This is a genomic window from Streptomyces sp. NPDC058632 (assembly GCF_042717095.1).
Taxonomy (GTDB): Bacteria; Actinomycetota; Actinomycetes; order Streptomycetales; family Streptomycetaceae; genus Streptomyces.
On sequence record NZ_JBHXQZ010000047.1, the window covers coordinates 20,324 to 46,081 of the forward strand.

Annotated in this window: 21 protein-coding genes and 1 pseudogene; 13 read left to right on the plus strand and 9 right to left on the minus strand. The window is 72.9% G+C overall.

Annotation, left to right across the window (positions count from 1 at the left end; all coding sequences use genetic code 11):
• Window positions 1–171: 171 nt before the first annotated feature.
• The 4 genes from ACFWVE_RS19245 (at window position 172) to ACFWVE_RS19260 (ending at window position 3,475) form a co-directional block, all read left to right on the plus strand.
• A complete protein-coding gene (locus tag ACFWVE_RS19245) occupies window positions 172–756 on the plus strand; it encodes a suppressor of fused domain protein (RefSeq protein WP_384015435.1) in 585 nt (194 codons plus the stop codon).
• Between the two features lie 251 nt (window positions 757–1,007).
• Window positions 1,008–1,652, plus strand: a complete 645-nt coding sequence (locus ACFWVE_RS19250) for a DUF6758 family protein (RefSeq protein WP_384015437.1) — start codon at window positions 1,008–1,010, stop codon at window positions 1,650–1,652.
• Window positions 1,653–1,816: 164 nt separating this feature from the next.
• Complete coding sequence (locus ACFWVE_RS19255) at window positions 1,817–2,674, plus strand: PHP domain-containing protein (protein ID WP_384015439.1); 858 nt, start codon at window positions 1,817–1,819, stop codon at window positions 2,672–2,674.
• 195 nt (window positions 2,675–2,869) lie between these two features.
• On the plus strand, window positions 2,870–3,475 hold the full coding sequence (locus ACFWVE_RS19260; protein WP_384015441.1) for a MarC family protein: 606 nt from the start codon (window positions 2,870–2,872) through the stop codon (window positions 3,473–3,475).
• A 112-nt stretch (window positions 3,476–3,587) separates the two neighbouring features.
• Here the strand turns inward: ACFWVE_RS19260 and ACFWVE_RS19265 are convergent, their stop codons facing one another.
• Entirely contained in the window at window positions 3,588–3,740 is a 153-nt protein-coding gene (locus ACFWVE_RS19265; RefSeq protein ID WP_384015443.1) for a hypothetical protein, read from the minus strand.
• A 227-nt stretch (window positions 3,741–3,967) separates the two neighbouring features.
• Here ACFWVE_RS19265 and ACFWVE_RS19270 point away from each other — a divergent pair, with 227 nt between their 5' ends.
• On the plus strand, window positions 3,968–4,861 hold the full coding sequence (locus ACFWVE_RS19270; protein ID WP_384015445.1) for an NYN domain-containing protein: 894 nt from the start codon (window positions 3,968–3,970) through the stop codon (window positions 4,859–4,861).
• On the opposite strand, the gene ACFWVE_RS19275 is transcribed toward ACFWVE_RS19270, so the two are convergent.
• Complete coding sequence (locus tag ACFWVE_RS19275; protein WP_384015447.1) at window positions 4,858–5,826, minus strand: alpha/beta fold hydrolase; 969 nt, start codon at window positions 5,824–5,826, stop codon at window positions 4,858–4,860. The two genes, ACFWVE_RS19270 and ACFWVE_RS19275, sit on opposite strands and share 4 nt — an antisense overlap.
• 122 nt (window positions 5,827–5,948) lie before the next feature.
• Window positions 5,949–8,462 (minus strand): DEAD/DEAH box helicase, encoded by a 2,514-nt coding sequence (locus ACFWVE_RS19280; protein ID WP_384015448.1) that lies wholly within the window; start codon window positions 8,460–8,462, stop codon window positions 5,949–5,951.
• 475 nt (window positions 8,463–8,937) lie between these two features.
• Here ACFWVE_RS19280 and ACFWVE_RS19285 point away from each other — a divergent pair, with 475 nt between their 5' ends.
• Window positions 8,938–9,693, plus strand: a complete 756-nt coding sequence (locus tag ACFWVE_RS19285; protein ID WP_384015450.1) for a ferritin-like fold-containing protein — start codon at window positions 8,938–8,940, stop codon at window positions 9,691–9,693.
• Window positions 9,694–9,765: 72 nt separating this feature from the next.
• On the opposite strand, the gene ACFWVE_RS19290 is transcribed toward ACFWVE_RS19285, so the two are convergent.
• The 4 genes from ACFWVE_RS19290 to ACFWVE_RS19305 all read right to left on the minus strand — a co-directional run bounded on the left by ACFWVE_RS19290 (window position 9,766) and on the right by ACFWVE_RS19305 (window position 11,896).
• Complete coding sequence (locus ACFWVE_RS19290) at window positions 9,766–10,035, minus strand: hypothetical protein (protein WP_384015452.1); 270 nt, start codon at window positions 10,033–10,035, stop codon at window positions 9,766–9,768.
• Between the two features lie 362 nt (window positions 10,036–10,397).
• Window positions 10,398–10,625 (minus strand): DUF3107 domain-containing protein, encoded by a 228-nt coding sequence (locus ACFWVE_RS19295; RefSeq protein WP_384015454.1) that lies wholly within the window; start codon window positions 10,623–10,625, stop codon window positions 10,398–10,400.
• Between the two features lie 168 nt (window positions 10,626–10,793).
• Entirely contained in the window at window positions 10,794–11,438 is a 645-nt protein-coding gene (locus ACFWVE_RS19300) for a TetR/AcrR family transcriptional regulator (RefSeq protein WP_384015456.1), read from the minus strand.
• Between the two features lie 227 nt (window positions 11,439–11,665).
• Complete coding sequence (locus ACFWVE_RS19305; protein WP_384015458.1) at window positions 11,666–11,896, minus strand: hypothetical protein; 231 nt, start codon at window positions 11,894–11,896, stop codon at window positions 11,666–11,668.
• A 199-nt stretch (window positions 11,897–12,095) separates the two neighbouring features.
• On the opposite strand from ACFWVE_RS19305, the gene ACFWVE_RS19310 reads away from it, so the two are divergent.
• From ACFWVE_RS19310 to moeZ, 7 genes and pseudogenes are all read left to right on the plus strand, one after another.
• Complete coding sequence (locus ACFWVE_RS19310; RefSeq protein ID WP_384015460.1) at window positions 12,096–13,169, plus strand: alpha/beta fold hydrolase; 1,074 nt, start codon at window positions 12,096–12,098, stop codon at window positions 13,167–13,169.
• An 8-nt stretch (window positions 13,170–13,177) separates the two neighbouring features.
• Window positions 13,178–14,746, plus strand: coding sequence for a DUF3152 domain-containing protein (locus tag ACFWVE_RS19315; RefSeq protein ID WP_384015462.1), 1,569 nt, complete (start codon window positions 13,178–13,180; stop codon window positions 14,744–14,746).
• Window positions 14,747–14,922: 176 nt separating this feature from the next.
• A complete protein-coding gene (locus ACFWVE_RS19320; protein WP_384015464.1) occupies window positions 14,923–16,776 on the plus strand; it encodes a DUF3492 domain-containing protein in 1,854 nt (617 codons plus the stop codon).
• On the plus strand, window positions 16,773–17,957 hold the full coding sequence (locus ACFWVE_RS19325) for a hypothetical protein (RefSeq protein ID WP_384015467.1): 1,185 nt from the start codon (window positions 16,773–16,775) through the stop codon (window positions 17,955–17,957). The genes ACFWVE_RS19320 and ACFWVE_RS19325 overlap by 4 nt, the downstream gene beginning before the upstream one ends.
• Before the next feature lie 40 nt (window positions 17,958–17,997).
• On the plus strand, window positions 17,998–19,026 hold the full coding sequence (locus ACFWVE_RS19330; protein WP_384015469.1) for an NAD-dependent epimerase/dehydratase family protein: 1,029 nt from the start codon (window positions 17,998–18,000) through the stop codon (window positions 19,024–19,026).
• 48 nt (window positions 19,027–19,074) lie between these two features.
• Window positions 19,075–19,847, plus strand: a pseudogene (locus tag ACFWVE_RS19335) (phage tail protein).
• A 64-nt stretch (window positions 19,848–19,911) separates the two neighbouring features.
• Window positions 19,912–21,090 (plus strand): adenylyltransferase/sulfurtransferase MoeZ, encoded by a 1,179-nt coding sequence (moeZ, locus tag ACFWVE_RS19340; RefSeq protein WP_384015471.1) that lies wholly within the window; start codon window positions 19,912–19,914, stop codon window positions 21,088–21,090.
• Between the two features lie 115 nt (window positions 21,091–21,205).
• Here moeZ and ACFWVE_RS19345 read toward each other — a convergent pair whose 3' ends face one another.
• Window positions 21,206–22,696 (minus strand): alpha/beta hydrolase, encoded by a 1,491-nt coding sequence (locus tag ACFWVE_RS19345; protein ID WP_384015473.1) that lies wholly within the window; start codon window positions 22,694–22,696, stop codon window positions 21,206–21,208.
• A gap of 149 nt (window positions 22,697–22,845) precedes the next feature.
• A complete protein-coding gene (locus ACFWVE_RS19350; protein WP_384015475.1) occupies window positions 22,846–25,698 on the minus strand; it encodes a YbhN family protein in 2,853 nt (950 codons plus the stop codon).
• Window positions 25,699–25,758 lie beyond the last annotated feature (60 nt).

The window sequence follows — 25,758 nt, forward strand, 5'->3', positions numbered from 1 at the left end:
CGGTACCGGGGCTCCGACGGACTCTCCCAGTGCCCTGCAAATGCCCTGACGGGCCTGGGCGTTGCCTGGGGGGCCTCCTGTGTGCTGCCCCGAACCACCGGGCCACACTAGCAGCCGCCCCCGTGTCAAGGCGCCGCCTCGACTGCTGCCGACGAGTTCTATGCTCGCCGCATGGCAGATGTTCTTCCTCTGGTCGAAACCCGGTTGCGTACGGCCCTGGGCGAACCGGACGCGCGCGCGGCGGTCACCTTCCTGGGTACGGACCGCGTCGAGGTGCTGCGCTTCCAGGAGGGCGACATCGTGCGCTACGCCACCCTCGGCATGTCCGCGCAGCCCATGGCCGACCCCACGGCGGTGATCGCGGACCCGGTCGCGGGCCCGCGCGCGGAGCTGGTGCTGTCGGTACGGACCGGGCTCGCCGACACCGACAAGGTGCTCCGCCCGCTCGCGGTGCTCGCCGCGTCCCCGCAGGTCGAGGGCGTGGTCGTGGCACCCGGCGCCTCCCTCGACGTCGGCGGACCGCTGTGGCCCGGGGCCCCGTTCACCTCGGTGCTGGTCGCCGAGCCGGGCGGTCTGGTGGAGGACCTGGAGCTCGACGAGCCCATGGAGCCCGTACGGTTCCTGCCGCTGCTGCCCATGACGCCGAACGAGGCCGCCTGGAAGCGGGTGCACGGCGCCCAGGCCCTCCAGGAGCGCTGGCTGACCCGGGGGACGGACCTGAGGCACCCCGCCCGCGCCTCCGTCGCGCTGGACTGAACGGTTCCCCGGCGGGCGGGCGGCCGCTCGCCGGAGTGAGCAAGCTCACCTGCTCCGGCCCGTCAACGTCGGTCAACGACGCCCCAGTTGGTGAGGGCGACTGCGGCCCAGGGCCATCCTGGGGGCACGGGCGGGCACGGGCGGGCACGGGCGGGCACGGGCGGGCCGGTCGGTCGTGGCGGGCGACCGGTTCGGTCCGGACGGGTGATCGTCCTTGACGTGGCGGTGCGAGGGTAGGACCGTGGGGCCCTATGAGGGGCGAACCCAGTTGCCCGAAGTGTGGTGGCCGGGTCAGGGCTCCCGGCCTCTTCTCCGATGCCTGGCAGTGCGATGCGCACGGCACCGTGCATCCGGTCCAGCCCGTGATACCGCCGAGCGTCGAGGCTCTCGACGTCGTCGTGCACCGTACCCAGGTGCCGGTGTGGATGCCGTGGCCGCTGCCGGTGGGCTGGCTGTTCGCCGGTGTGGCCAGCGCGGGTGACGACCGCAGCGGCGGCCGCGCCACCGCCGTCGCGTGCACCGGACCCGGACCGCTCGGCGGCACGGGCGAGCTGATCCTGGTGGCCGAGGAACTCGGCGTCGGACTCGGCGCGCGGTACGCGGGCGTCGACGGCCCGGACCCGGGGCCGTATCTGGACGTCGAGAAGCCCGCCGACACCAAGGTGCTGGCCGCCGGCCGTCCGACCCCGCTCTGGCACGTCTCCAAGACACCGGACGACCGGGCCGTCTTCGCGGGCGAGGCGCTCGGGATGTGGCTGTGGGCGGTGGTGTGGCCCGAGCAGTCCGGGCTCCTGATGTACGACGAGCTGGTTCTCACCGACCTGCGGGACGCCGGGGCCGAGGTGGAGCTGGTGCCCTGCGGCGCGCTGTCGCCGCGGCTGATGGAGACGCCGTGATCCGGGGCGGCGGCAGGGCCGGCGGGGACCGGTGGCGCGGAACGCGCGGACGAGGAGTGCGCGTGTAGGGGGCGTCGGGCGGGTTCGGGTGTGACGGGAGCGAGCGGAAGTGCGGTTATCCTGAAGCGTCCCTGTCCGCCCGTCACCGCTTGGAGCAACGCGTCGTGCGTATCGACCTGCACACCCACTCCACCGCGTCCGACGGTACGGACTCCCCGGCCGAGCTGGTCCGCGCGGCCGCCGCTGCCGGTCTCGACGTCGTCGCGCTGACCGACCACGACACCACCCGCGGCCACGCCGAGGCCCTCGCCGCACTCCCCGCGGGGCTCACGCTGGTGACCGGCGCCGAGCTCTCCTGCCGCTACGACGGCATCAGCATGCACATGCTGGCCTACCTCTTCGATCCCGAGGAACCGGCGCTGCTCGCCGAGCGCGAGCTGGTCCGGGACGACCGGGTGCCGCGGGCCCGGGGCATGATCGCCAAGCTGAACGATCTGGGGGTGCCCGTCACCTGGGAGCAGGTCGCGCGGATCGCCGGCGACGGTTCGGTCGGCCGCCCGCACATCGCCACGGCACTCGTCGAGCTGGGTGTGGTGGAGACGGTGAACGACGCGTTCACCCCGCAGTGGCTGGCCGACGGCGGCCGGGCCCACATGGCCAAGCACGAGACCAACCCCTTCGAAGCGCTCCGGCTGGTCAAGGGCGCGGGCGGGGTGGCGGTGTTCGCCCACCCGGCCGCGAGCAAGCGCGGCCGGACCGTACCGGAGTCCGCCATCGCCGAACTGGCCGAGGCCGGTCTCGACGGCATCGAGGTCGACCACATGGACCACGACCCCGGGACCCGGGCGCGGCTGCGGGGCCTCGCGAAGGAACTGGGGCTCCTCGTGACCGGGTCCAGCGACTACCACGGCAGCCGGAAGAGCTGCGTGCCCGGCGAGTTCACCACGGACCCCGAGGTGTACGGCGAGATCACACGCCGTGCGACCGGCGCGTTCCCGGTGCCGGGGGCCGGCGGCGCCTGAACCGCCCGTCCGTACGCCCTTGGGCTTCGCCCCTCGCAGGGGCGGCGCCCGCTTTCTTCCCGAGCTTTCCCGCTCCTTGAGGCTCCTCGTTCTGAGCCCGCGCACCGAGCACTCCTGAGCACGCGTCCTTTCGGTGCCCCCTGCTCGCCGCTCTCCTCACCCCTCTCACCTCATTCGTTCCACAGCAAGGCAGTCATGTTCGACGTCGCCGTCTTCGGCTCCCTCTTCCTGACCCTCTTCGTCATCATGGATCCCCCCGGGATCACCCCGATCTTCCTGGCCCTGACCGCGGGCCGGCCCGCCAAGGTGCAGAAGCGGATGGCCTTCCAGGCCGTCTGCGTGGCCGGCGGCGTGATCGCTCTGTTCGGGCTGATCGGACAGCAGATCCTCGACTACCTGCACGTGTCCGTGCCCGCGCTGATGATCGCGGGCGGGCTGCTGCTCCTGCTGATCGCGCTCGACCTGCTCACCGGCAAGACCGACGAGCCCCAGCAGACCAAGGACGTCAACGTCGCTCTGGTCCCGCTCGGCATGCCGCTGCTGGCCGGGCCCGGCGCGATCGTGTCGGTCATCCTCGCCGTGCAGAAGGCCGACAGCAGCCCGGCCCAGGTGTCGGTGTGGGCGGCGATCCTCGCCATCCATGTCGTGCTGTGGCTGGTGATGCGGTACTCGCTGCTGATCATCAGGGTCATCAAGGACGGCGGGGTGGTCCTGGTGACACGGCTCGCGGGCATGATGCTCTCCGCGATCGCCGTGCAGCAGATCATCAACGGGGTCACGCAGGTGATCCAGGGCGGTTGACCGTGTCGTCCGCACCGCGCCGCACGGCAGCGCGCGGGACGCGCGAAGCCCCCGTGTCCGGCGATGGCGGTACGGGGGCTTCGGAAGGTCGGTGCGGACCCGGCGTCCTGCGTTACGAGGCCGGTGTGCCGGCCGGGCGGATCCACAGGCGCTGCCCGATGGCGGCGGCCTGCTGCACGATGTGGTTGACGGAGGCGGCGTCCACGACGGTGGTGTCCACGGCGGTGCCGCTGACGTCGTCGAGTCGCATGATTTCGAAGCGCAAGGGCTTCTCCCTTCGTCTGGTCATCCTCCTGAAGGAGAACTACTGGGGTGGTCGGCCACGGTCCGGAGCGGCCCGTGTTCCACCAGTGCTCAACGAGTTGCCCCCTGCAAACATTCCCTACGCTAAGGAAGTTCTTCGATCGGCTAAATACTGACGAGTAAGGGTTTCACGGGGGACCGACCGGGACCGGTTGTGTTCGCACAGTGACCGCCGGGACAATGGAGGCGATGAACGACGACCTGGCGGACCTGAACTCCCGTATCGACCGCACGAACGAGCTGCTCCAACGCATGCTCGCCGAGGTGGCGAAGACGCCCTCCACGCACGCGATCTTCGTCGACGCGGGCTATCTGTACGCGGCGGCGGGGCGGCTGGTGGCCGGGACGGAGGACCGCCGGGCCTTCGACCTCGACGCCGAGGGACTCATCGACGCGCTCATCGACCGGGCCCGCACCATCTTCGCGGACAGCAGGCTGCTGCGCGTCTACTGGTACGACGGCGCCAGACGCCGCATCCACACCGCCGAGCAGCAGACCATCGCCGAGCTCCCCGACGTCAAGGTCCGCCTGGGCAACCTCAACGCCAACAACCAGCAGAAGGGCGTCGACTCCCTGATCCGCTCCGACCTGGAGTCACTTGCCCGGCACCGCGCCATCAGCGACGCGGCCCTGCTGGGCGGCGACGAGGACCTGGTCTCGGCGGTCGAGGCCGCCCAGGGGTACGGTGCCCGGGTCCACCTCTGGGGCATAGAGGCGCCCGAGGGCCGCAACCAGGCCGAGCCCCTGCTCTGGGAGGTCGACAGCCAGCGCACCTTCGACCTCGACTTCTTCAAGCCGTACGTCTCCCGGCGCACGGGCCCCATGTACGAGTCCGCGACGGGCCGGCCCGCCCGCGAGGACGTCCGCTTCGTCGGCGCGCAGATCGCCGCGAAGTGGCTCTCCGCACGCGGACGGGACTCGCTGGTGGAACTACTGCCGGGCCATCCCTACCTGCCCGGCTCGGTCGACCAGGACCTGCTGGTGGAGGCCGAAGGACTGCTGCAGTACTCCCTGCGCGGCCAGGCCGACCTGCGGCGCGCCCTGCGCGACGGCTTCTGGGCCCACCTCCAGGCGCAGTACTAGGCGAGGGACCCGGTGCCGGTGCTGTTGCCGTGGCCGGTGGGGCGGGCCCGGAGGCCGTCCCAGAAGTCGGCGAGGGCGTGCGCGGTGGGCTCGGGCCGGTCGACGGTGGGGGAGTGCCCGGCCCCGGCGACAACCGTGCGGTGCGCGTTCAGGCGTACGGCCATGGCGTCGAGGTCCGGCACCGGCCAGGTGTCGTCGTGCGCACCCGACAGCACGTGGAACGGCAGCGGTACGGCGGCGAGTTCGGCGACCAGGTCCGGCTCCACGCACAACTGCCGTCCTGTAGCAAGTAGTTGAGCGGGGCTGGTGCCCAACCAGCGGCGACGAAGATGCTCCTGGCCGCCGATTCCGCGCGCGGGCCCGCCGACCTCCTCCGGCGGACCCAGGGCCAGGACCGCCTCCCAGCACTCCGCCATCGTCATATGGGAGAGCGCGTCCCGCAGCAGCTTCACGCGCTGCTCCTGGGAGACCGAGATCCGGGCGGGACCGGACGAGATCAGGGTGAGCGAACGGAAGGGGGAGTGGTCCTCGAGCACCGCAGCACGGGCGATCTGACCGCCGAGCGAGTGCCCGACCAGATGCAGCGGTACGTCCCCTCCGCGCGGAGCGCCGAGAGCCTCCGCCTGCGCGAGCACGTCCAGCGCCAGTTCCGCCCGCGCGTACGCGGACGAGTCGTCCAGGGGCCCGTCCGACTCGTACTGCCCCCGCCCGTCCACGGCGACACTGCGGTAGCCACGTGCGGCGAGCGGCCCGTGCACCAGCGTGAAGTCCTCCTTGCTCCCCGTGAACCCGGGCAGCGACAGCACGACCCCCCTCGGCTCGGCCCCGGCGGCCGGCGGCACGTCGACGACGGCGAACTCCCCACGGGCGGTGCGGAGCCGGTACGTCCGAGCGCCGGCCGGCAGCGCGGAGAAGGGGGAAGGGGCAGGGAAAGGAGGGGGAACGGGGGCAGGGTGGCTGGTCACGGGGTGAGGGTAGCGGGCGTCGGGACACGGGCGGGGTGTCGGGTGACGTCCTGCCGGGTGACGCCGACGGCCCGGCCCCACAGGTGTGGGACCGGGCCGTCGGACGGCGCCTCTGGTGCGCGTCAGGCCTCCGTGGGCTCCGCGGGGGCCGTCACCGCGGCCTTGCGGGTGCGGCGGACCCGGGGCTTGGCCCCGGCCGTCTCCGGCCCGGCCGCGGACGCGGCCTGGGCCGGGATGCCGGCGGTGTCCGCGGTGGCCGTGGTGGCCTTCCGGGTACGGCGGGGCTTGGCCTCGGCGGCCTCAGCGGTGTCGACGGTCTTGGCGGCCGCCGTCTTCCGGGTGCGCTTGGGCTTCGCCTCGGCCGTGGTGACCGCCGGGACCTCCGGCGCGGCTTCCGGCTGCTGCGTGGCGGCGGCCGCCTTGCGGGTGCGGCGGACCCGGGGCTTGGCCTCGGCGGCCTCGGCCGTGTCCACGGCCGTCTCCGCCGTCGCAGCGGCCTTGCGAGTGCGCCGGGGCTTGGCCGCCACGGCTGCCTCCGGCTCGGCCTCGGACGCGGCCTGGGCCGGGATGGGGATGCCGGCGGCGGTCGTGGTGGCCTCGGCCGTCGCGGCCGCCTTGCGGGTGCGGCGACGGGGCTTGGCCTCCGTGCCTTCGGCGGCGTCGAGCACGGCCTCGGCCGCGGCGGCCTCGGGGGCCCTTGCCACGCTCTTGCGGGTGCGGCGCGGCTTGGTCTCCACCGGCTCCGGGGTGGCTGCGGTGGTCACCTCGGCCGTGTCCACCACTGCCTCGGCAGCCGAAGGCGCAGTCGCGGCCGCGGACTTGCGGGTCCGACGACGGCGCGGCTCGGTGGCGGGGGCCTCGGCGGCGGGGGCCTCGGGCTCCCCGATCACCGGGGCCGTCCCGGTCGGGGCGGCGTTCCCGGCCGACGGGGCGACGGCGACCGCCACCGCCGCGTCGGCCGCGGCGTCATCGGCTGCCGTCTCCGCGGACCTGCGGGAACGGCGGCGGCGCGGTTTCGACGAGGTCTCGTCCGACGGGGCCTCGAGGGCTTCCGGGGCCTGCGGAGCGTGTCCGGTCGTGCCCTCCGCCGCGGCGACAGCGGCGTCGGCGGCGGCGTCGGCGGGCTCGACCGCGGTCACCGGGGCCGTCGTCGCCTCGGCCGCGGCCCCACCGCGCATACGGCGACGGCGACGCGGGGTGCGGGAAGCCGTGCCGGCCTCCGCCTCACCGGTGCTTTCGCCGGTGCCCTCGACGGCCGGGGCCGTCGGCTGCTGCGCCGACTCGCTCAGCGGCGTACCGCCCCGCGTACGGCGACGGCGGCGCGGCGTACGGGCCGGACGCTCGTGATCGGCGGACCGGGAGTCGCCCCGCTCACCCCGGTCGCCCCGCTCACTCCGCTCACTCCGGTCGCCGCGGCCACCTCGGCCGCGCGGGCCACGGCCGCCCGGCTCGCCCAGGTCCTCCACCTCTTCCGCGTCGAGTCCGGCGCGGATGCGCTCCGAGCGCGGCAGGACGCCCTTCGTGCGCTCGGGGATACCGAGGTCGGTGAACAGGTGCGGGGAGGTGGAGTACGTCTCCGGCGGGTCGCTGAAGCCCAGGTCCAGTGCCTTGTTGATCAGCTGCCAGCGCGGGATGTCGTCCCAGTCGACCAGCGTGATCGCCGTACCCTTCGCCCCCGCGCGGCCGGTACGGCCGATGCGGTGCAGGTAGGTCTTCTCGTCCTCGGGCGACTGGTAGTTGATGACGTGCGTGACGCCTTCGACGTCGATGCCGCGGGCGGCGACGTCGGTGCAGACGAGGACGTCCACCTTGCCGTTGCGGAAGGCGCGCAGCGCCTGCTCGCGGGCGCCCTGGCCGAGGTCGCCGTGGACCGCGCCGGAGGCGAAGCCGCGCTGCTTGAGCTGGTCGGCGAGATCGGCGGCGGTGCGCTTGGTGCGGCAGAAGACCATGACCAGGCCCCGGCCGTCCGCCTGGAGTATCCGCGAGACCATCTCGGGCTTGTCCATGTTGTGCGCGCGGTAGATGAACTGCGTGGTGTTCGCGACGGTCGCGCCCTCGTCGTCCGGCGAGGTGGCGCTGATGTGCGTGGGCTGCGACATGTAGCGGCGGGCCAGCCCGATGACCGCGCCCGGCATGGTCGCCGAGAACAGCATGGTCTGGCGGCGGGTCGGAAGCAGGTTGATGATCTTCTCGACGTCGGGCAGGAAGCCCAGGTCGAGCATCTCGTCGGCCTCGTCGAGGACGAGGGCCTTGACGTCCTTCAGGTTCAGCTTCTTCTGCCCGGCCAGGTCGAGCAGCCGGCCCGGGGTGCCGACGATCACGTCGACGCCCTTCTTCAGGGCCTCGACCTGCGGCTCGTAGGCCCGTCCGCCGTAGATCGCGGTGACGCGGACATTGCGCACCTTGCCGGCGGTCAGCAGGTCGTTGGTGACCTGCGTGCACAGCTCACGGGTGGGGACGACGACGAGCGCCTGCGGCGTGTCGGTGAGGTCCTCGGGCTTCGCCCGGCCCGCCTCCACGTCCGCGGGGACGGTCACGCGGTCGAGGAGCGGAAGGCCGAAGCCCAGCGTCTTGCCGGTACCGGTCTTGGCCTGGCCGATGACGTCCGCGCCCGAGAGGGCCACGGGGAGCGTCATCTCCTGGATGGGGAAGGCGGTGATGATGCCGACGGCTTCAAGGGCTTCGGCGGTCTCGGGAAGAATTCCGAGCTCTCGGAACGTAGTCAGGGTGCTGCCTCTTCTGTGTGCGCGGTGCGAGGCGAGCGCGGGGGTCGTCCATGGACCGTGACGGGGACGTCGGCTGCCTTACGGGGATGCCGTAGGGCACGGGACCACTGCCGACGCTCTAGCGCTCGTACCGCTGAGGGTCCCTCCGATCGTCGTACGCAATGTGCCGTACGGTCAGGGAGAGCGGTCGGGGCGGAGCCGATCGGGCCTCCGACCGGGCATCCTCATGCGTGCGCCCTGTCGACTACATCAGAGTATTCGGCAGGCGCATTACCACCATACCCCGAATTCGCGCACACGCCATGGCCGATTTGGTCACGTAGTCGTCGTCACACGTGCTGACCAGCACCTTACGGCCCTCGACAAGCGGGCTATTGTGCGGATTATGACGAGCTCTGACATGCCCGACCGCGCCGCGGACACCCCCGACACCCCCGCCGCGCCGACCGGCGTCGCCGCCATGGACTGGGCGGCGGCCTCCGCCGACCCGCAGTACCGCGCCGCCATCGTGGACCTGCTCGGCGCACTCGCGTACGGGGAGCTGGCGGCGTTCGAGCGGCTCGCGGACGACGCCAAGCTGGCGCCCACGCTGGAGGACAAGGCGGAGCTGGCGAAGATGGCGTCGGCCGAGTTCCACCACTTCGAGCGGCTGCGCGACCGGCTGGCCGGGATCGGTCAGGAGCCGACCGTCGCGATGGAGCCGTTCGTGGCCGCGTACGAGGGCTTCCACAAGCAGACGGCGCCCTCCGACTGGCTCGAGGGGCTCGTCAAGGCCTACGTCGGCGACTCGATCGCCAGCGACTTCTACCGGGAGGTCGCGGCCCGGCTGGACTCCGACACCCGCGCGCTGGTGCTGGGCGTGCTCGACGACACCGGGCACGGCGGGTTCGCCGTGGAGAAGGTGCGCGCGGCGATCGACGCGGACCCGCGCCTGGGCGGGCGGCTCGCCCTGTGGGCGCGACGGCTGATGGGTGAGGCACTGTCCCAGTCGCAGCGGGTCGTGGCCGACCGGGACGCGCTGTCGACGATGCTCGTCGGCGGGGTCGCGGACGGCTTCGACCTCGCCGAGGTCGGCCGGATGTTCTCCCGGATCACCGAGGCCCACACCAAGCGGATGGCGGCCCTGGGCCTGGCGGCCTGAGAGCCGCCCGGCTCCGCCCGGCTGCGTAGGGCCTGGGCAGCCGGTGTCGGCAGGGCCGGTGTCGGCGGCCGGTCAGGCGGTCGCCGACCGGCCGCGGAGCCTGCCCGCGGGGCGCAGCAGCAGCGACAGCGACGCCACGGAGACGATCGCCGCCCCGAACAGGACCGTCAGCAGGCGGCCCGCGTCCAGCGCGCTGTGCGTGAGGAACGCGCCGAACAGGGCCCCGGCCACACCGGTCGACAGGACCAGGGTGCGGGCGGGGAGGCGGTGCGGCAGGCGGCGCATGGCCGCCCATGCCAGCGCCAGGCCGAGGATCGCTGAACTGAGCGCTTCCAAGAGCATGTCGGGGTCCCTCCCACATGGCCGGCCTGCTCGCATCGGTCATAGCCCGTCCTACCCCTGACCTGCGGAATCCAATCCTCCCCTGTGAGGGGCCTGTGCCCCGTCCGTGAAGAGCGGAGACGCTGGTGGGCGACGGGGGGAAACGGCCGGGGAGGCAGGGGACAACGGCATGGGGGAGAAGCCGAACGGAGCAGACACGGAGAGCGGTGCGGAGGCGCCGGCCGAAGACGTCGGCGAGGAGAGAGCCGGCGAGGAGAGAGCGGAGCGCCGGAGCACCCGAGAGGGGCGGAGCGCGGACATGGAAGGGCCCGGCGGTTCGAGGTGCCGAGCCGCCGGGCCCTTCCACGTCTGCCGGTCGTCGCCTACAGCGCGCCGAAGCCCACCTTGCGCGGGGCCGGCTCGCCGATCTCGATGTACGCGAGACGGTCGGCCGGGACCAGGATCTTGCGGCCGTGCTCGTCCACGAGGCTCAGCAGCTGAGACTTCCCGGCCAGCGCCTCGGCCACCAAGCGCTCGACCTCCTCGGCGCTCTGACCGCTCTCCAGAACGATCTCGCGGGGCGCGTGCTGCACGCCGATCTTGACCTCCACGGCTATGTCCCTCCGACGGTCAGTGAAGTGCGCGACCTTCCGCGCCGTACCCAGCACACATTAGCCCGGTGAGGGGATGTGCACGCTCAGCCCCCGCAACGCCAGGAGCGAACAACGGACGGGAACAAACGGCCGCCCCCGCCCGCCCGCATCCGCGGCCCGGCACTGTCAGACCTGCTGCTCGCTGCCGTGCAGCGGGAATCCGGCGATGCCCCGCCAGGCCAGCGAGGTCAGCAGCTGGACCGCCTGGTCGCGCGGCACGCTGCGGTCGCTGTGCAGCCAGGAACGCGCGACCACCTGCGCCAGACCGCCCAGCCCCGAGGCGAGCAGCATCGACTCCTGGCGCGACAGCCCGGTGTCCTCGGCGATGACGTCGCAGATCGCCTCGGCGCAGTCGTTGGTGACCCGGTCGACGCGCTCGCGCACCGCGGGCTCGTTCGTCAGGTCCGACTCGAAGACCAGCCGGAAGGCGCCGCCGTCGTCCTCGACGTACGCGAAGTAGGCGTCCATGGTCGCCCGTACGCGCTGCTTGTTGTCGTGCGTCGACGCGAGCGCGTGGCGCACCGACTGGATCAGCGCCTCGCAGTGCTGGTCCAGCAGTGCCAGATACAGGTCGAGCTTGCCCGGGAAGTGCTGGTAGAGCACCGGCTTGCTGACGCCCGCACGCTCGGCGATGTCGTCCATCGCCGCCGCGTGGTACCCCTGCGCGACGAACACTTCCTGGGCGGCGCCCAGCAGCTGGTTCCGTCGGGCACGGCGCGGCAGGCGTGTACCTCTCGGGCGCACGGTCTCTGTCTGCTCGATGGCTGTCACGCCGCCTCCCATTGTCGTCCACATGCGGTGTGAGCCGCGCCGTCATCGTACTTTTCGGTAACCGTGCTGTGCGCGGTGAGAGCGCAGGATTTCACGGACCGGACGACGTCGAAAGCCGTACGGACGGTTTCAAAAGCCGTCAGAGAGGGCAAGGCGAGGCCTCGCTTCCGTGGAGAAGTTTCCCGTGCAGGCGCCCTTGGGCGGCCTCCCCGGCTTCCTCGGCGCCGTCACCGGTAGTCGTCCTCGTCGAGGGAGACGACCCTGGCCTGCTCGGCGAGGTCCGCCTCGTTGGCGCGGTCGGCGTCGGCGTCGGTCAGCGGTTCGTCGCGGTCCGGCGGAGCGAGGCCCGCGTGCTGCTCGGCCCTGTCGGCCTCCGGCGCCTCGACGCCGTACTCCAGGTCTTCGCGGGCGTCGTCGGCTTCCTCGAACGTCTCGGGATCGGTGGGATCTGGGATCATGGCTGGGCTCCCTTCCTACGAACATCCCCGGACCATGCGGGGGTCACATACGGGTGCCCTCGGTTCGACCCTAGGAGACACCCGATCCGGACGCCATGCGATCCGCGACCGGGCGTGACGCGGTGCCCACGCGGCGGGGCCGGCGACCTGTGACCGCCGACACATGAGGCCGGGTGTGATCACCTCGTAACATTGCCGCATGCCTTCGACCGACCTGCCGTCCGTGCCGCCCACGACCGTTCTTCCCGAAGCGGTCGCCGTGAGGGTCGCCGAGGGCGAGCATCTCAGGTCGGTCGAGCTCCCGGGCGTCACCCTGTCCGTGCGGTCGAGGCCGCCCGCGCGCGAAGGGCTGCCGCCCGCACTCCACATCCACGGGCTCGGGGGGTCGTCGCAGAACTGGTCGACGCTGATGCCCCTCCTGGACGACGCCGTCCACAGCGAGGCCGTCGACCTTCCGGGCTTCGGCGACTCGCCGCCCCCGGACGACGGCGACTACTCGATCTCGGCGCACGCCCGCGCGGTGATCCGTTATCTCGACGCGGCCGGGCGCGGCCCCGTGCACCTCCTGGGCAATTCGCTCGGCGGCGCGGTCGCCACCCGTGTCGCCGCCGTACGCCCCGACCTCGTCCGGACGCTCACGCTCGTGTCACCGGCCCTTCCCGAGCTGCGCGTGCAGCGCACCGCCGTGCCGACGGGACTGCTGGCGGTGCCCGGGGTGGCCCCGCTGTTCACCCGGATCACCCGGGGATGGTCGGCGGAACAGCGCGTCCGCGGCGTCGTGGCGCTCTGCTACGGGGACCCCGGGCAGGTGACACCGGAGGCGTTCCGTCACGCCGTGCAGGAGATGGAGCGGCGGCTGCGGCTGCCGTACTTCTGGGACGCCATGAGCCGCTCCGCGCGGGGGCTCGTCAACGCGTACACCCTCGGCGGCCAGCACGGGCTGTGGCGCCAGGCCGAGCGGGTGCTCGCGCCGACCCTGCTGCTGTACGGCGGGCGGGACCAGCTCGTCGGCTTCCGGATGGCCGGGCGCGCGGCCCGCGCGTTCCGCGACTCCAGGCTGGTCACCCTGCCCGACGCGGGGCATGTGGCGATGATGGAATACCCCGAGGCGGTGGCCGCGGCGTTCCGTGAACTCCTCGCGGATGCAACGGATTCGGCGGAGGAGGGGGATACATTGGAGCCGGGCGCGAAGGGCGCCCCGGGCCCGGCCGCCGGTATCGCCGCGGACGGGACCCCCGACGGCGGGCCGACCGCCGACAATCCGAGGGGCTGAGGCGCGACGTGGGACGCCACAGCCGCCGTGGACCCGTGTCCAAGGGCGACGCCCGCCCGGCGCGGGGTACGACGCCCCCGGGACAGGGGGCGACCTCCGGCGGAACCGGTACGTACGGCCCACCCGCCCCGCCCGGCCTGGACGCCCCGCCCGGGCCGGACGGCTCACCCGGGCAGGGAGCGCCGGGTGACGGCATGCCCTCGGGGCCCGGAACCCCTGCCCACGGAGTGCCGCGGCTTCCGGACGGCTGGCTTCCGGGCGGGACGCCGGCGCGTGGAGTGCCCCGCCTGCCCGACGGCACCCCCGCCCATGGCTTCCCCCGCCTGCCCGACGGCACCCCCGCGCACGGCGCTGCGCGGGCCGCCCGTGGCGGCGGCCACCCCGAGCAGCGGGAACCCGGCGGCGGCTGGGGAGAGGTGGGAGGACGCGGCGCGGGTACCGGGTACGCAGGGCCGGCCGGCCGGGCCGTGCCCCTGCCGCGCCAGCGCCAGGCACCGCCCGAGCCACCGCGCGGGCCACGGGGACCGCGCGGGCGGCGGGGGCCGCGGCAGGACTACCTCGACGCCTTCGACGAGGGCGACGACGTCTTCACACCCCGTCCGCCCGCCGCGACCCGCCCGGCCTCCGGCGCGGACTCCGCGCACCCCGCGGATCCCTACGCCGCCGTCACCGACCGGAACGCCGCCTCGGCCGCCGGGGCCCCGGCCGGCCCCGACGACGACGCGCCTCCCACCGGGGCGCCGGAGCAGGGCAAGGGCGCCAAGGGGCGCGCGTTCACCGGGATCGCGGCCGCCGCCGTCACCACCGTGCTGGCGGTCGTCGTGGCCGGCCAGGTCGCCGGCGAACGCGACGGTTCCGACGGCTCCCAGGCGCAGTCCGCCCCCGAACAGGCGGCGCGCGACGTCCGGGACCCCGGCGCGAACGGAGGCGTGGGCGACGAGCAGAACACGGTCCCGGACGCCTCCCGCGCCGAGCCGCTGACGTACGCGCAGAAGATGGACAAGAAGTACCCGCTCAGCGCCACGGCCGAGGGCTCGGGGAAGTTCGACGCGATTCCCGGCATCGCCGACGGGCCGGGCAAGGGGCAGAAGATCACCTACCGAGTGGACGTGGAGCAGGGGCTCGGCCTGGACGGGGCGCTCTTCGCCGAGGCGGTGCACAGGACGCTCAACGACAACCGCAGCTGGGCGCACAACGGCGCCCGCACCTTCGAACGCATCCACTCCGGCCGCCCCGACTTCGTCATCACCCTCGCCAGCCCCGCGACGACCGCCGACTGGTGTGCCAGGTCCGGCCTGGACACCACGGTCGACAACGTGTCCTGCGACTCGGCGGCCACCGAACGCGTGATGATCAACGCGTCCCGCTGGGCGCAGGGCGCCACGACGTACGGCGACGAACTGTTCGCCTACCGCCAGATGCTGATCAACCACGAGGTCGGCCACCGCCTCGGGTACAACCACGTCACCTGTGACAAGGACGGCGATCTGGCCCCGGTCATGCAGCAGCAGACCAAGTTCCTCGACCACGACGGAATCAGCTGTCGGCCCAACGCCTGGGCGTATCCGAACAGCTGACGGTATCCCTGGCGCCACCCAACGCGCCCCGCGCGGGAAAGTTACGACCGTTCACCCCTTCTGATGGCGCGACGGACAACCGTCCATCACGCCACCACCTTGTCCGCATACGTTCGTCCCGCTGCGAGCCGCCGGGTCAACGGCGGCTCTCCCTACGGGAGATCGGGGGTGTACTCGTGCGCATCGGGCTGATTGCGGAGGGTGGTTATCCGTATGTGAGCGGTGACGCCGGACTCTGGTGCGACCGTCTCGTGCGCGGACTCGGGCACCACGAGTTCGACGTCTACGCGTTCAGTCGCAGCGAGGCCCAGGAGGACGACGGCTGGGTGCCGCTGCCGCCGCAGGTCGGCCGGGTGCGTACCGCGTCGCTGTGGACGGCCGAGGACGACGGGGTGGTGTACGGCAGGCGCGCGCGCCGGCGCTTCGCCGAGCACTACGGCGAACTCGCCGCCGTCCTCTGCGCGTCCGATTCCGCTACGGCGACCCCGACGGCGACACCCGACGCGGGCCCGGGCGATCCCGGAGCGGCAGGGACGACCCGTGCCCAGGCCGAGGCGGACCGTTTCGCCGGAGCTCTGTTCGGCCTCGCCGAACTCGCCCGCGACGAGGGCGGTCTCGCAGCCGCCCTCCGCTCCGAAACCGCCGTACGCACCCTGGAACGCGCTTGTCGTGCGCCCCGCGTGCTGCCCGCCGCGCGGGGGGCCCGGGTGCCGGACCTCCTGGCCGTGGCCGCACACCTGCGCCAGGCCCTGCGCCCCCTCTCCCCCGACTGGTACGAGGAGGACGGACTCGGAGCGGTCGACCTGTGCCACGCAGCCTCCGGCGGCACGGCAGCCCTGCCGGGACTGCTCGCCGGGCACTTCTTCGACGTCCCCCTGCTGGTGACCGAGTACGGCGTCCGGCTGCGCACGCACTACCTGACCCGGCCGGACTCCTCACCCGCCGTCCGGTCCCTGCTCGCGGCCTTCCACGGCCGGCTCGCCGCCGAGACCTACCGGCGGGCCGCGTTCATCACCCCGGGCAACTCGCACGCCCGCCGCTGGCAGGAGCGCTGCGGCGCCGACCGGGCGAAGGTCCGTACGGTCCATCCCGGGATGGACGCGGCGCCGTTCGCTGAGGCGGGCGAGTCGCCGGAGCGCGCCGACCCGCACACCCTCGTCTGGACCGGCCGGGTGGAGCCCGCCAAGGACCTGGTCTCGCTGCTGCACGCGTTCGCCGGAGTCCGCACGGCCGAGCCCTCGGCCCGCCTGCGGATCATCGGCGGCCCGGCCGGCCCCGAGGGTGTCCCCTACCTCGAGCACTGCAGGGACCTGGCCGCGCGGCTCTTCCCGGACGGGACCGGGGTCCCGCACGCCGACGGCGCCGGTCCGGTGTCCTTCGAGGAGACCGGCGGCCCGGGACTCACCGGCCCCGCCGACGCGTACGCGGCGGGCGCCGTGACCGTCCTGTCCAGCGTCGTCGAAGGCTTCCCCGCCGGACTCGTCGAGGCGATGTTCGCCGGCCGCGCGACGGTGTCCACGGACGTCGGCGCGGTGGTCGAGGTCATCGGCGGCACCGGACTCGTCGTACCGCCGCGCGATCCGCGAGCGCTCGCCGAGGCGTGCGTGTCGCTGCTGCGCGACCCCGAGCGGCGCACGCGCCTCGGTGCCGCCGCGCGCGCCCGCGCACTCGAACTGTTCACCGTCGAGCAGAACGTCGCCGCGTTCCACGACCTGTACCTGGAGATCGTCGCGCGCACCCCGGTCCGCCGCGTCCTCCTGAACGGCACCGGTGATCCCATGCCCTTCGCCGCCCCCGCCGAGGCCCATGTCCCCGGCCACTGGGCCGCCCTCGCCTCCCACCGGCCGTCCCGCACCGTCCCGGCCTGGGCCACGGACACGCCCATGCGGGCCACCGCACCGGCCCGGCCCGTCACCGTCCCGGTTCGGACGCCTACCGCCCCGGTTCGGGCGGCCGGCGCTCCGGCCCGGCCCGCAACCACCCCGGTGGCGGACGCGTCGTCCCTCCCCGCGAGGGAGGCGGCACGATGACGGGCCTGGACGAACTGGACCGCGAGTCCGCACAACCCGGCGCCGGCCGGGGCACCGCCGACCCCGTGAAGGCGCTGCTGCACCGCCACCGCGAGCTGTGCGAACGCGCGGTGGACCCCCTGGAGATCGCGGCGGGCCTCGAGGCGCACGGCGTCACCGACCGGACCGCCGCACGCTTCCGGCACCGGGACGTCTTCTCCCTCGCGGAGGAGCTGTACGCCCGCATCCCGCGCGACGGCGACACCTCCCGGCCCTCCGCCGACAGGGCCACTCCCGGGCCCCGTGCCGGCTGGGTCGTCCTCACCCTGCTCCCCGGCGCCCTCGGCCTCGTGTCGGTGGCCGCTCTGCGCCTCACCCACGGCCAGACCCGTGTCTACGCGGTCTCCGCGGGCGTCCTCGCCGTCGTCCTGGCCCTGCGCGCGGCCCTGCGACGCGGCGGCCCGCTCGGCACCACGCCCGCCACACCCAACCCACCCACCACGGGCACGGCGGCCTGGGCCTGCTGGCTCGTCGGCTATGCCCTCCTGGGCGACGGTCTGCTCCACACCGCGATCACCGGCGGCCCCGACGGCCTGCCCACCGACGGCACCGGTGCCACCGACGTCACCTCCGACGGCGGCTGGGCGCTCACCGTCGCCCCGGCCCTGGCCCTCACCCTGGCCTTCGCCCCCGGGGCCTGGAGCGCCCGGCTGTTCGCCGTACGGGCCCGCCGCAAGGTCGCGGCCAGCCACGGCCTCGAAGACTTCGCCGATTCCGTGCGTCCCCTGCTGTTCGGCGCCTTCGCCCTGTTCCTGTGCGCCCTGGCCGCTCTCTTCACCCTCTGCGCCACAGTTCTGGACGAGCCCTTCCCCCTCCACGAAGTGCTCACCCTGGGGGCCCTCTTCTTCCTGGCCCGCCTCCTCACCCTCCACGGCTTCACCCACGCGCCGAAGGTGATCCTCGCCGCCGCGGCCCTCGCCCAGGCGGCCGTCCTGGCCGTGGTCCTCACGGCCCGCCTGCCCGGCTGCGGGGCGCTGGCCGCCCCCGTGGAAACCCTGGTCACCGCCTGGGACCCCAGTGCCATCCCCGCCCTCGTCTGCGGCGCGGCCGCCCTGACCCTTCTGATCCACGCAGCACGCACCCTCACCCGAGCCTCGGCCCACGCCCAGCCGGAGGCCCCTTCCCTAGGAGATCCCGCATGATCACCCGCCCAGCAGCCTCGGCCGCCACAGGAGACGCCCGATGAGAGTCCTGCTGATCGGAGCCAACGGCTACCTCGGCCGCTTCGTCGCCGACCGTCTGCTCGCCGACCCGGCCGTCCAGCTCACCGCTCTCGGCCGTGGCGACGACGCCGACGTCCGCTTCGACCTCGCCACCGGCAGCCCCGGCGCGCTCACCCGGTTCCTCGACGCCGTCCACCCCGGCGTCGTGGTCAACTGCGCCGGCACCACCCGCGGCGGAGCCCGCGACCTCACCCGGCACAACACCGTCGCCGTGGCCACCGTCTGCGAGGCCCTGCGCCGCAGCGGCTGCGGCGCCCGGCTCGTGCAGATCGGCTGCAGCGCCGAGTACGGCCCCAGCCAGCCCAACTCCTCCACGGCGGAGGACGCCGTCCCACGCCCCGGCGGTCCGTACGGAGTGAGCAAGCTCGCCGCGACCGAACTCGTCCTCGGCTCCGGCCTGGACGCCGTGGTCCTGCGGGTCTTCTCGCCCGCGGGCCCCGGCACCCCCGCCGGTTCGCCGCTCGGCCGCCTCGCCGAGGCCATGCGCCGCGCCATGCAGTCCGGCGACGGCGAACTGAAGCTCGGCGGTCTCGGCGTCCAGCGCGACTTCGTCGATGTCCGGGACGTGGCCCGCGCCGTCCACGCGGCCTCGCTCTCCGCCGCGCAGGGGGTCATCAACATCGGTTCGGGCCGTGCCGTCCGGCTGCGGGACGCCGCCGGGGTGCTCGCCCGGGTGGCCGGATACAGCGGCATCCTGAACGAGCTCGACGGCCCGCCCGGCGTCCACGTCTCCCACTCCGCGCACGGCGGGCACGGCGGTCACGCGGGGCACACCGCCCACACCCCGCATCCGAGGCCGGCGATCGGGCACCCCCGCGGCGAGTCCGACCATCACACGGCCTCGGTCGCGTTCCCCTACCCGGACGGCTGCGGCAGCTGGCAGCAGGCGGACGTGCGCACCGCGCGCGACCGGCTCGGCTGGCGCCCCCGGATCAATCTCGAGGAGTCCCTCGCCGACATCTGGATGGAGGCGGCATGTCGTATCTGATCAACCGGAGCCATCCGGGCGGTCCGAGCCATCCGGGCGGTCCGAGCCATCCGGGCGGTTCGGCCGTCCCGGCCGGCCGCCGCGGGCGACAGCCGGACTGGGGCCGGCACCGGCAGGGGCCCAAGAACCGGCAGGGGCTCAAGCGTCGGCACCGGTGTCGGTACCGGCTCCGGGGTGCCCGGTCCGGCGCATCCTCTCCTCGCTCCGGCCGAGTGGAACGCGCTCACCCGCCCGGGAGACGCGAGCCCGCCGCACCGGGTCGTCCTGAACGTGGCCGACGGACCCGGAGTGCAACCCGATCCGAACCGCCTGGGAGCGGTCGGCCGCCTGCGCGACGCCGGTGTCCGCATTCCGGGCCATCTCGGCTCGGCACATGGTCTCCGGGATGCCGGCGTGCTGAGCTCGGACGCCCACCGGTTCATCGACTGGTACCGGGCCGACGGATTCCTCCTGGGCCGCTGCCCCGCGGGCCGCGCCGTGCTCCCCGAGGTCCGGCACGCGGTCCGTACGCTCCGGGCCACGCGGGCACCGCCGACCAAGCCGGTCGCCTTCTCCGGCCCGTGGCGCGACCACCGCTGGTCACAGGTGGCCGAGTGGACCGCCGGCCATCCGCCCGAGCGCTTCTGCCACTTCGTCCACGGAGTGCCCCGGCCGCATCTGGAGGAGGCGCTGCGCATCGCCCGCCGACAGGGCGCCGCGGCCTTCCGGTTCATCGGCCACACCGGCCACACCGGCCACACCGGCCACTCGGTCCCCGGGAGCCGCTGCCCGGCTACTGGGACGATGTCGTCTCGCAGGTCGGGATGGGTGTCTCGGAATGAAAAAGGCCATGGCACTGTTGGGGGGAAGAACAACCGTAGTGATTGACCGACCAACGGAGTCCCCGTGTCGTTGCCACCCCTGGTCGAGCCGGCCGCCGAGCTCACCGTAGACGAGGTCCGCAGGTACTCCCGCCACCTGATCATCCCCGACGTGGGGATGGCCGGGCAGAAGCGGCTGAAGAACGCCAAGGTGCTGTTCGTCGGCGCCGGTGGCCTGGGTTCGCCGGGGCTGATGTATCTGGCCGCGGCGGGCGTGGGCACGCTCGGCATCGTGGAGTTCGACGAGGTCGACGAGTCGAACCTGCAGCGGCAGATCATCCACAGCCAGGCCGACATCGGCCGGTCCAAGGCCGAGTCCGCGCGCGACACGATCAAGGGCATCAACCCCTACGTGAACGTGGTCCTCCACGAGGAGCGCCTCGAGGCCGACAACGTGATGGGCCTCTTCAGCGACTACGACCTCATCGTCGACGGCACGGACAACTTCGCGACCCGCTACCTGGTCAACGACGCGTGCGTGCTGCTGAACAAGCCCTACGTCTGGGGCTCCATCTACCGCTTCGACGGCCAGGCCTCCGTGTTCTGGTCCGAGCACGGTCCCTGCTACCGCTGCCTCTACCCGGAGCCCCCGCCCCCCGGCATGGTCCCCTCCTGCGCCGAGGGCGGCGTCCTGGGCGTGCTGTGCGCGTCCATCGGCTCCATCCAGGCCAACGAGGCCATCAAGCTCCTCGCCGGCATCGGTGAGCCGCTGGTCGGCCGTCTGATGATCTACGACGCCCTGGAGATGCAGTACCGCCAGGTCAAGGTCCGCAAGGACCCCGACTGCGCGATCTGCGGCGAGAACCCGACCGTCACCGAGCTCATCGACTACGAGGCCTTCTGCGGCGTCGTCTCCGACGAGGCCCAGGCGGCGGCCGCCGGTTCCACGATCACTCCCAAGCAGCTCAAGGAATGGATCGACGACGGCGAGAACATCGAGATCATCGATGTCCGCGAGCCGAACGAGTTCGAGATCGTCTCCATCCCCGGCGCCCGGCTGATCCCGAAGAACGAGTTCCTCATGGGCAGCGCCCTGGAGAGCCTCCCGCAGGACAAGAAGATCGTCCTGAACTGCAAGACGGGCGTCCGCAGTGCGGAAGTCCTCGCGGTCCTGAAGTCCGCGGGCTTCGCCGACGCCGTCCACGTCGGCGGCGGCGTCGTCGGCTGGGTCAACCAGATCGAGCCGGCCAAGCCGATCTACTGACCGGTCCCCAGGGCGCCTGACGCCGGGTCACCACCGCGATCCCGGACAGGCCCCGGGCCCGGGCGTTTTCGGCGGGGGCTTCGCGCACCACGGGTGCGTGAAGCCCCCGCCGTCGTCATGAGCAGACCTTGCCGTCCTTCGGCACCGTGCCCTCCAGCAGATACGCGTTCACGGTGGAGTCGACACAGTCGCTCCCACTGCCGTACGCGCCGTGGCCCTCGCCCTTCCAGGTGAGCACGGTTCCCACGCCCTCGCCCAGCTCGTCCGCCATCCGCTGCGCGCCCTCGTACGGGGTGGCGGGGTCGCCGGTGTTGCCGATCACCAGGACCGGCGCGGCACCCGGCGCGCTCACCTCCGGGGTGTCGTGCTGACCGGGGACCGGCCAGTCGTGGCACCAGCCGGCCGTGTCCCAGCCGAGGAACGAGCCGAACACCGGCGATATCCGCTCGAACTCCGGCAGCAGTTCCCCCGTCTCGGCCGCCGTCATCCGCTGCTTGTCGTCCAGGCACGATATGGCCCGTTGCGAGTGGGTCGTCGTGCCGTACTTCCCCGACTCGTCCCGTTCGTTGTAGCCGTCGGCCAGCGCCAGCAGTTCCGAGCCGTCGCCCTCCTCGGCCGCCTCCAGGGCGCTGGTCAGCACCGGCCAGCTGGTCCGGCTGTACAGCGGGAGGACGATGCCGGTCAGCGCCAGCGACTGGGTCAGCTCCCGTCCCCGCGAGGACGTCGGCAGCGGCTCGGCGTCGATCCGCTCCAGCAGCTTCGCGATCTCACGCGACCCCTGCCCGGGGTCCCGGCCGGTGGACTTCAGGTAGTTGTCCAGCGCGCGCTGGAACCCGCGCGTCTGGTTCTCGGCGTGGCCCACCGTGTCGGCGCTCGGATCGACCACCGCGTCGAGGGTCAGCCGTCCCACCTTCTTCGGGAACAGATGGGCGTAGACGCCGCCGAGTTCGGTGCCGTAGGAGATCCCGAAGTAGGTGAGCCTGTCGTCGCCCAGAGCCTGCCGGATGCGGTCCATGTCACGGGCGGTGTCGGTGGTCGACACATGGGCCAGCAGCTCGCCGGCCGCCTCCTGGCACCCCTTCCCGAAGTCCGCCGCGTCCGCGAGGTACGCCTGCTCCTCGGCCGGGGTGTCCGGGGTGAGGTCCACCGACTCGGCCGCCTGGATCTCCTCGTCGTCCCGGCAGCGGATGCCCTCGCTGGCGGCCACCCCGCGCGGGTCCCAGCTCACCAGGTCGTACCGCTCGCGCAGCTGCGAGGCGGTGGTGGCGTAGGAGGGCAGCCCGGACACGCCCGAGCCGCCGGGGCCACCGAAGTTGAACAGCAGGGATCCGAGGCGGTCGTCCCCCGTGGCCTTCGCCCGGATCAGCGCCAGCCCGATCGTCCCGCCGTCCGGCTCCGACCAGTCGAGCGGTACCTCGAGCGTGCCGCACTGCCATTCCTCACCGGGTGCGGGCGTGTCCCCGGAGGCCTCGCAGCGCCCCCAGTCGATCGTCGTCCCGCCGCTCCTGTCCTGGCCGTCGGAGCCGTCGTCGGAGGAGCCGCTGCATCCTGCCGTCAGCAGCGCGGTACAGGCCGCCAGAGCCGTCCACCGTACGAAACGCGTCATGTGCACATTCCCCTCGCGGGCCGTCCGCACCGTGCGGCGGATGGCGGTCAAGCCATGGTAGGCAGCTCCCGTGTTCGCCACGGAAGCCTGTGGATAACCCTCCGAGCTGCTGTTTTGTGAAGCTTTTGGTGTCTGCTCGCCGCTGCCGGCTACAGGGCTTCCTTGCGGCTGAGGTGGTTGAAGGCCAGCCATCCCGGCAGAACCGGCAACCACAGGGTCAACAGCCGGAACAGCAGCACCGCCGGCGCGGCGACCTCGCTGGGCAGGCCGACCGCGATCAGACCGACCGTCAGGGTCGCCTCGACCGCACCCACACCACCCGGGGTGGGCGCCGCCGACCCCAGCGCGTTGCCCGCGAGGAAGACCACCGCCACGCCGGCGAGGCTGATCGACGTCGTCCCGTCGCCGAACGCCTGGACGGAGGCGTACAGACACAGCACGAAGCAGGCGGTCAGCAGCAGCATGCCACCGATGCCGGTGACCAGCTTCTGCGGACGTTGCAGCACATCGAGCATCCGCGGCACGACACCCGCGAAGAGCGACCGCACACGCGTGAAGAGGAACTTCCGCAGGAACGGCACCGAGGTCACCACCAGTACCAGCACCGCCACCGTCAGCAGACCCGCGATGACCGTACGGGACGGCGACAGCGAGGGCGTCTTCTCGGTACCGGTCAGATAGCCGAACGCCAGCAGCATCAGGATGTGGCAGCCCAGCCCGAAGAGCTGGGACGCGCCGACACTCGCCACCGCGAGCCCCGGCCGCACCCCGGCACGCTGGAGGAACCGGGTGTTCAGGGCGACACCGCCCACCGCCGCCGGGGCGACGATCTTCACGAAGGAACCGGCGACCTGCGCCGCCACCGTCCTGACGAACGGCACCCGCTCCGGCACGAACCCCAGCAGCGCCAGGGCGGCGGCGAAGTAGCTGGCGGCCGAGAACAGCACGGCCGCCGCCACCCAGCCCCACTCCGCGTTGGCGATCAGCGGCCCGAACTCGATGTGGGTGAGCTGCGTCAGCAGGAAGTATCCGCCGATGGCGCCGGCGATGAAACTGATCAGCGTGCGCGGACGCACCCGTTCGAGGCGGACCGGCTCGACCGGCGCCTGCGGCCTGATCCGCAGCACCTCGTGCCGGATCTGCGTGAGCAGGTCCTCCTCGCGGGCCTCCTCCAGCGCCTCGTCGATCGCCCGCTTCTCGGCCCGCTGTTCCGCGCGTACGGCCTTCTTGTCCGGCTTCCCGCCCTCGGGCTTCCCGTCGGCCGAGGCCCCCCCCACGTGGTCCGCGGCCTGCTCGGTGCGCAGCAGCTTGGCCTGTCGGGAGGCCTCCAGGACCGCCTCACGCTCGCGCTCCGCCCGCTCCCGGGCGAGCCTGCGCAGCGTCGCGCGCGTGGAGCGGCTCAGCGCGATCGGCTGGAGCATCGGCAGGCAGTCCGCCACGGCGTCGGGGCCGAGCACGCTCAGCGCGGAGGCCACCGCGCGTTCGGCGCCCACCCGGAGTCCCAGCGTCACCAGCAGCTGGGAGACGTCCATGCGCAGCAGCACCTCACCGGCCGCGATCTCCCCGATCCGCAGATCGGTGAGGATCACCGAGCCGGAACGGTCCACCAGGATCGCGTCGCCGACCAGCCTGCGGTGCGCGATCCGGCGGGACTGCAGCGCCCGCACCTGACGCCAGGCGCCGCGCAGCAGCTCGTCGGTGATCTCCTCGTCCGGCAGCGAGTCGAGGGTGTGCCCGCCGCTGTGCTCGTAGACGAGCATCACCGCGTCGGGGCCGAGCTCGGACATCGCGATCAGCTTCGGCGCGTTGGCACCGGCCGCGATGGCCGCGTACGCCAGCAGTGCCTCCTGCTCGAGTGCCTGGCGCAGGGACTGGAGACTGCTGCGGGTGGCGAAGCCGCGCAGGGTCAGATTGCGCCACGCGCGGTAGAAGAAGCCCTGTGCCTGCTGTTCGCGGTCGACCACCGTCACGTCCAGCGGCGGACCGTCCTCCAGGGTGACGAAGTACCGGCGGCCCCGGTCCCCGGTCTCGACGGCGTCCGGCGCCTCCTGGCGGGACGCGCTCACCGGATGGAAGCCGACCGTCCGCAGGCCCGCCATCAGGGTCTGTCCGGTGGGACGCACATTGGGCGAACCGACCGCATAGAGCGTGCCGTACGCGACGGTCCAGCCGAGCAGCACCGTCAGGATGACCGAGAACGGGGTCGTGTACCCGGTGACCAGCATGGAGAAGGCGTCGAGGAGCAGCACGACCCACAGCACCGCGCGCCATCTGGGCCTGCGGGACATGCCGACGGCCGTCATGTAGGCGATGACGGGTGCCAGATAGCCGTGCACCGGATCGGTGAGGGCGTGGACGCCGCCGGGGGAGGGCTGGGTCAGCGCCTCCTGGATCGAGCCGGGGGCCGCCCGCGCGACCCACAGATCGGTGGCGAGTGTCACTCCGTGCGCGAGGACGGCGGCGAGCACACCGTCCGCGATCCGCAGCCCGTCCCGTTTGATCAGCCGTTCGATGGCGAAGGCGACCGGTACGAGGAGGATCGCGATGCTGGAGGCCAGACCGGCGATCTTGATGAACAGGTCGGGCGCCTGACCGGTGCCCTTGGTGATGTCCTGTTCCAGCCCCGAGGTGGTGCCGTGGGCGAACGTGGCGATCGCCAGCAGCACCCCGATGGCGAGCATGCCCACCAGGAGCCGCATGAGATCGGACGGACGGTGTACGCGCGCGGGGAGCAGGGGTTCGTCGCCCTCCACCTCGTCGATGTGCGCCGGCTCGGTGCCGTCCTTGCCGTCCTTGCCGGCGGTGCCGTGGGTGTCCAGAGCGGCCTGCTTCCCGGTCCCGGCAGTCCTGGTGCCGGTGTCCTTGGTGTCGGCGTGCTGTGGATCGGCGCCGTGCGGATCGGCGCCCTGTGGGCCGGGGCGATCGGTACGACCGGTGTCCGGGCGCGACGAAGCGTCAGGGGCGCCCGCAGTGTCCCCTGGGTGCGCACCCTGCTCCGTCATCGCCTCTTCTTGATCTCGTATCACCGGTTCACCGCCCGCACGATGGTGGCATGCCGCACC

What these genes read in the sequence shown, in the direction of transcription:
- ACFWVE_RS19330 (WP_384015469.1), top strand. Translation starts at nt 17,998, where the DNA reads ATGAGAGTCCTGCTGATCGGAGCCAACGGCTACCTCGGCCGCTTCGTC.
- ACFWVE_RS19260 (WP_384015441.1), top strand. Translation starts at nt 2,870, where the DNA reads ATGTTCGACGTCGCCGTCTTCGGCTCCCTCTTCCTGACCCTCTTCGTC.
- ACFWVE_RS19270 (WP_384015445.1), top strand. Translation starts at nt 3,968, where the DNA reads ATGAACGACGACCTGGCGGACCTGAACTCCCGTATCGACCGCACGAAC.
- ACFWVE_RS19325 (WP_384015467.1), top strand. Translation starts at nt 16,773, where the DNA reads ATGACGGGCCTGGACGAACTGGACCGCGAGTCCGCACAACCCGGCGCC.
- ACFWVE_RS19285 (WP_384015450.1), top strand. Translation starts at nt 8,938, where the DNA reads ATGACGAGCTCTGACATGCCCGACCGCGCCGCGGACACCCCCGACACC.
- ACFWVE_RS19290 (WP_384015452.1), bottom strand. Translation starts at nt 10,035, where the DNA reads ATGCTCTTGGAAGCGCTCAGTTCAGCGATCCTCGGCCTGGCGCTGGCA.
- ACFWVE_RS19250 (WP_384015437.1), top strand. Translation starts at nt 1,008, where the DNA reads ATGAGGGGCGAACCCAGTTGCCCGAAGTGTGGTGGCCGGGTCAGGGCT.
- ACFWVE_RS19310 (WP_384015460.1), top strand. Translation starts at nt 12,096, where the DNA reads ATGCCTTCGACCGACCTGCCGTCCGTGCCGCCCACGACCGTTCTTCCC.
- ACFWVE_RS19245 (WP_384015435.1), top strand. Translation starts at nt 172, where the DNA reads ATGGCAGATGTTCTTCCTCTGGTCGAAACCCGGTTGCGTACGGCCCTG.
- ACFWVE_RS19280 (WP_384015448.1), bottom strand. Translation starts at nt 8,462, where the DNA reads ATGACGCTCCCCGTGGCCCTCTCGGGCGCGGACGTCATCGGCCAGGCC.
- ACFWVE_RS19345 (WP_384015473.1), bottom strand. Translation starts at nt 22,696, where the DNA reads ATGACGCGTTTCGTACGGTGGACGGCTCTGGCGGCCTGTACCGCGCTG.
- ACFWVE_RS19350 (WP_384015475.1), bottom strand. Translation starts at nt 25,698, where the DNA reads ATGACGGAGCAGGGTGCGCACCCAGGGGACACTGCGGGCGCCCCTGAC.
- ACFWVE_RS19305 (WP_384015458.1), bottom strand. Translation starts at nt 11,896, where the DNA reads ATGATCCCAGATCCCACCGATCCCGAGACGTTCGAGGAAGCCGACGAC.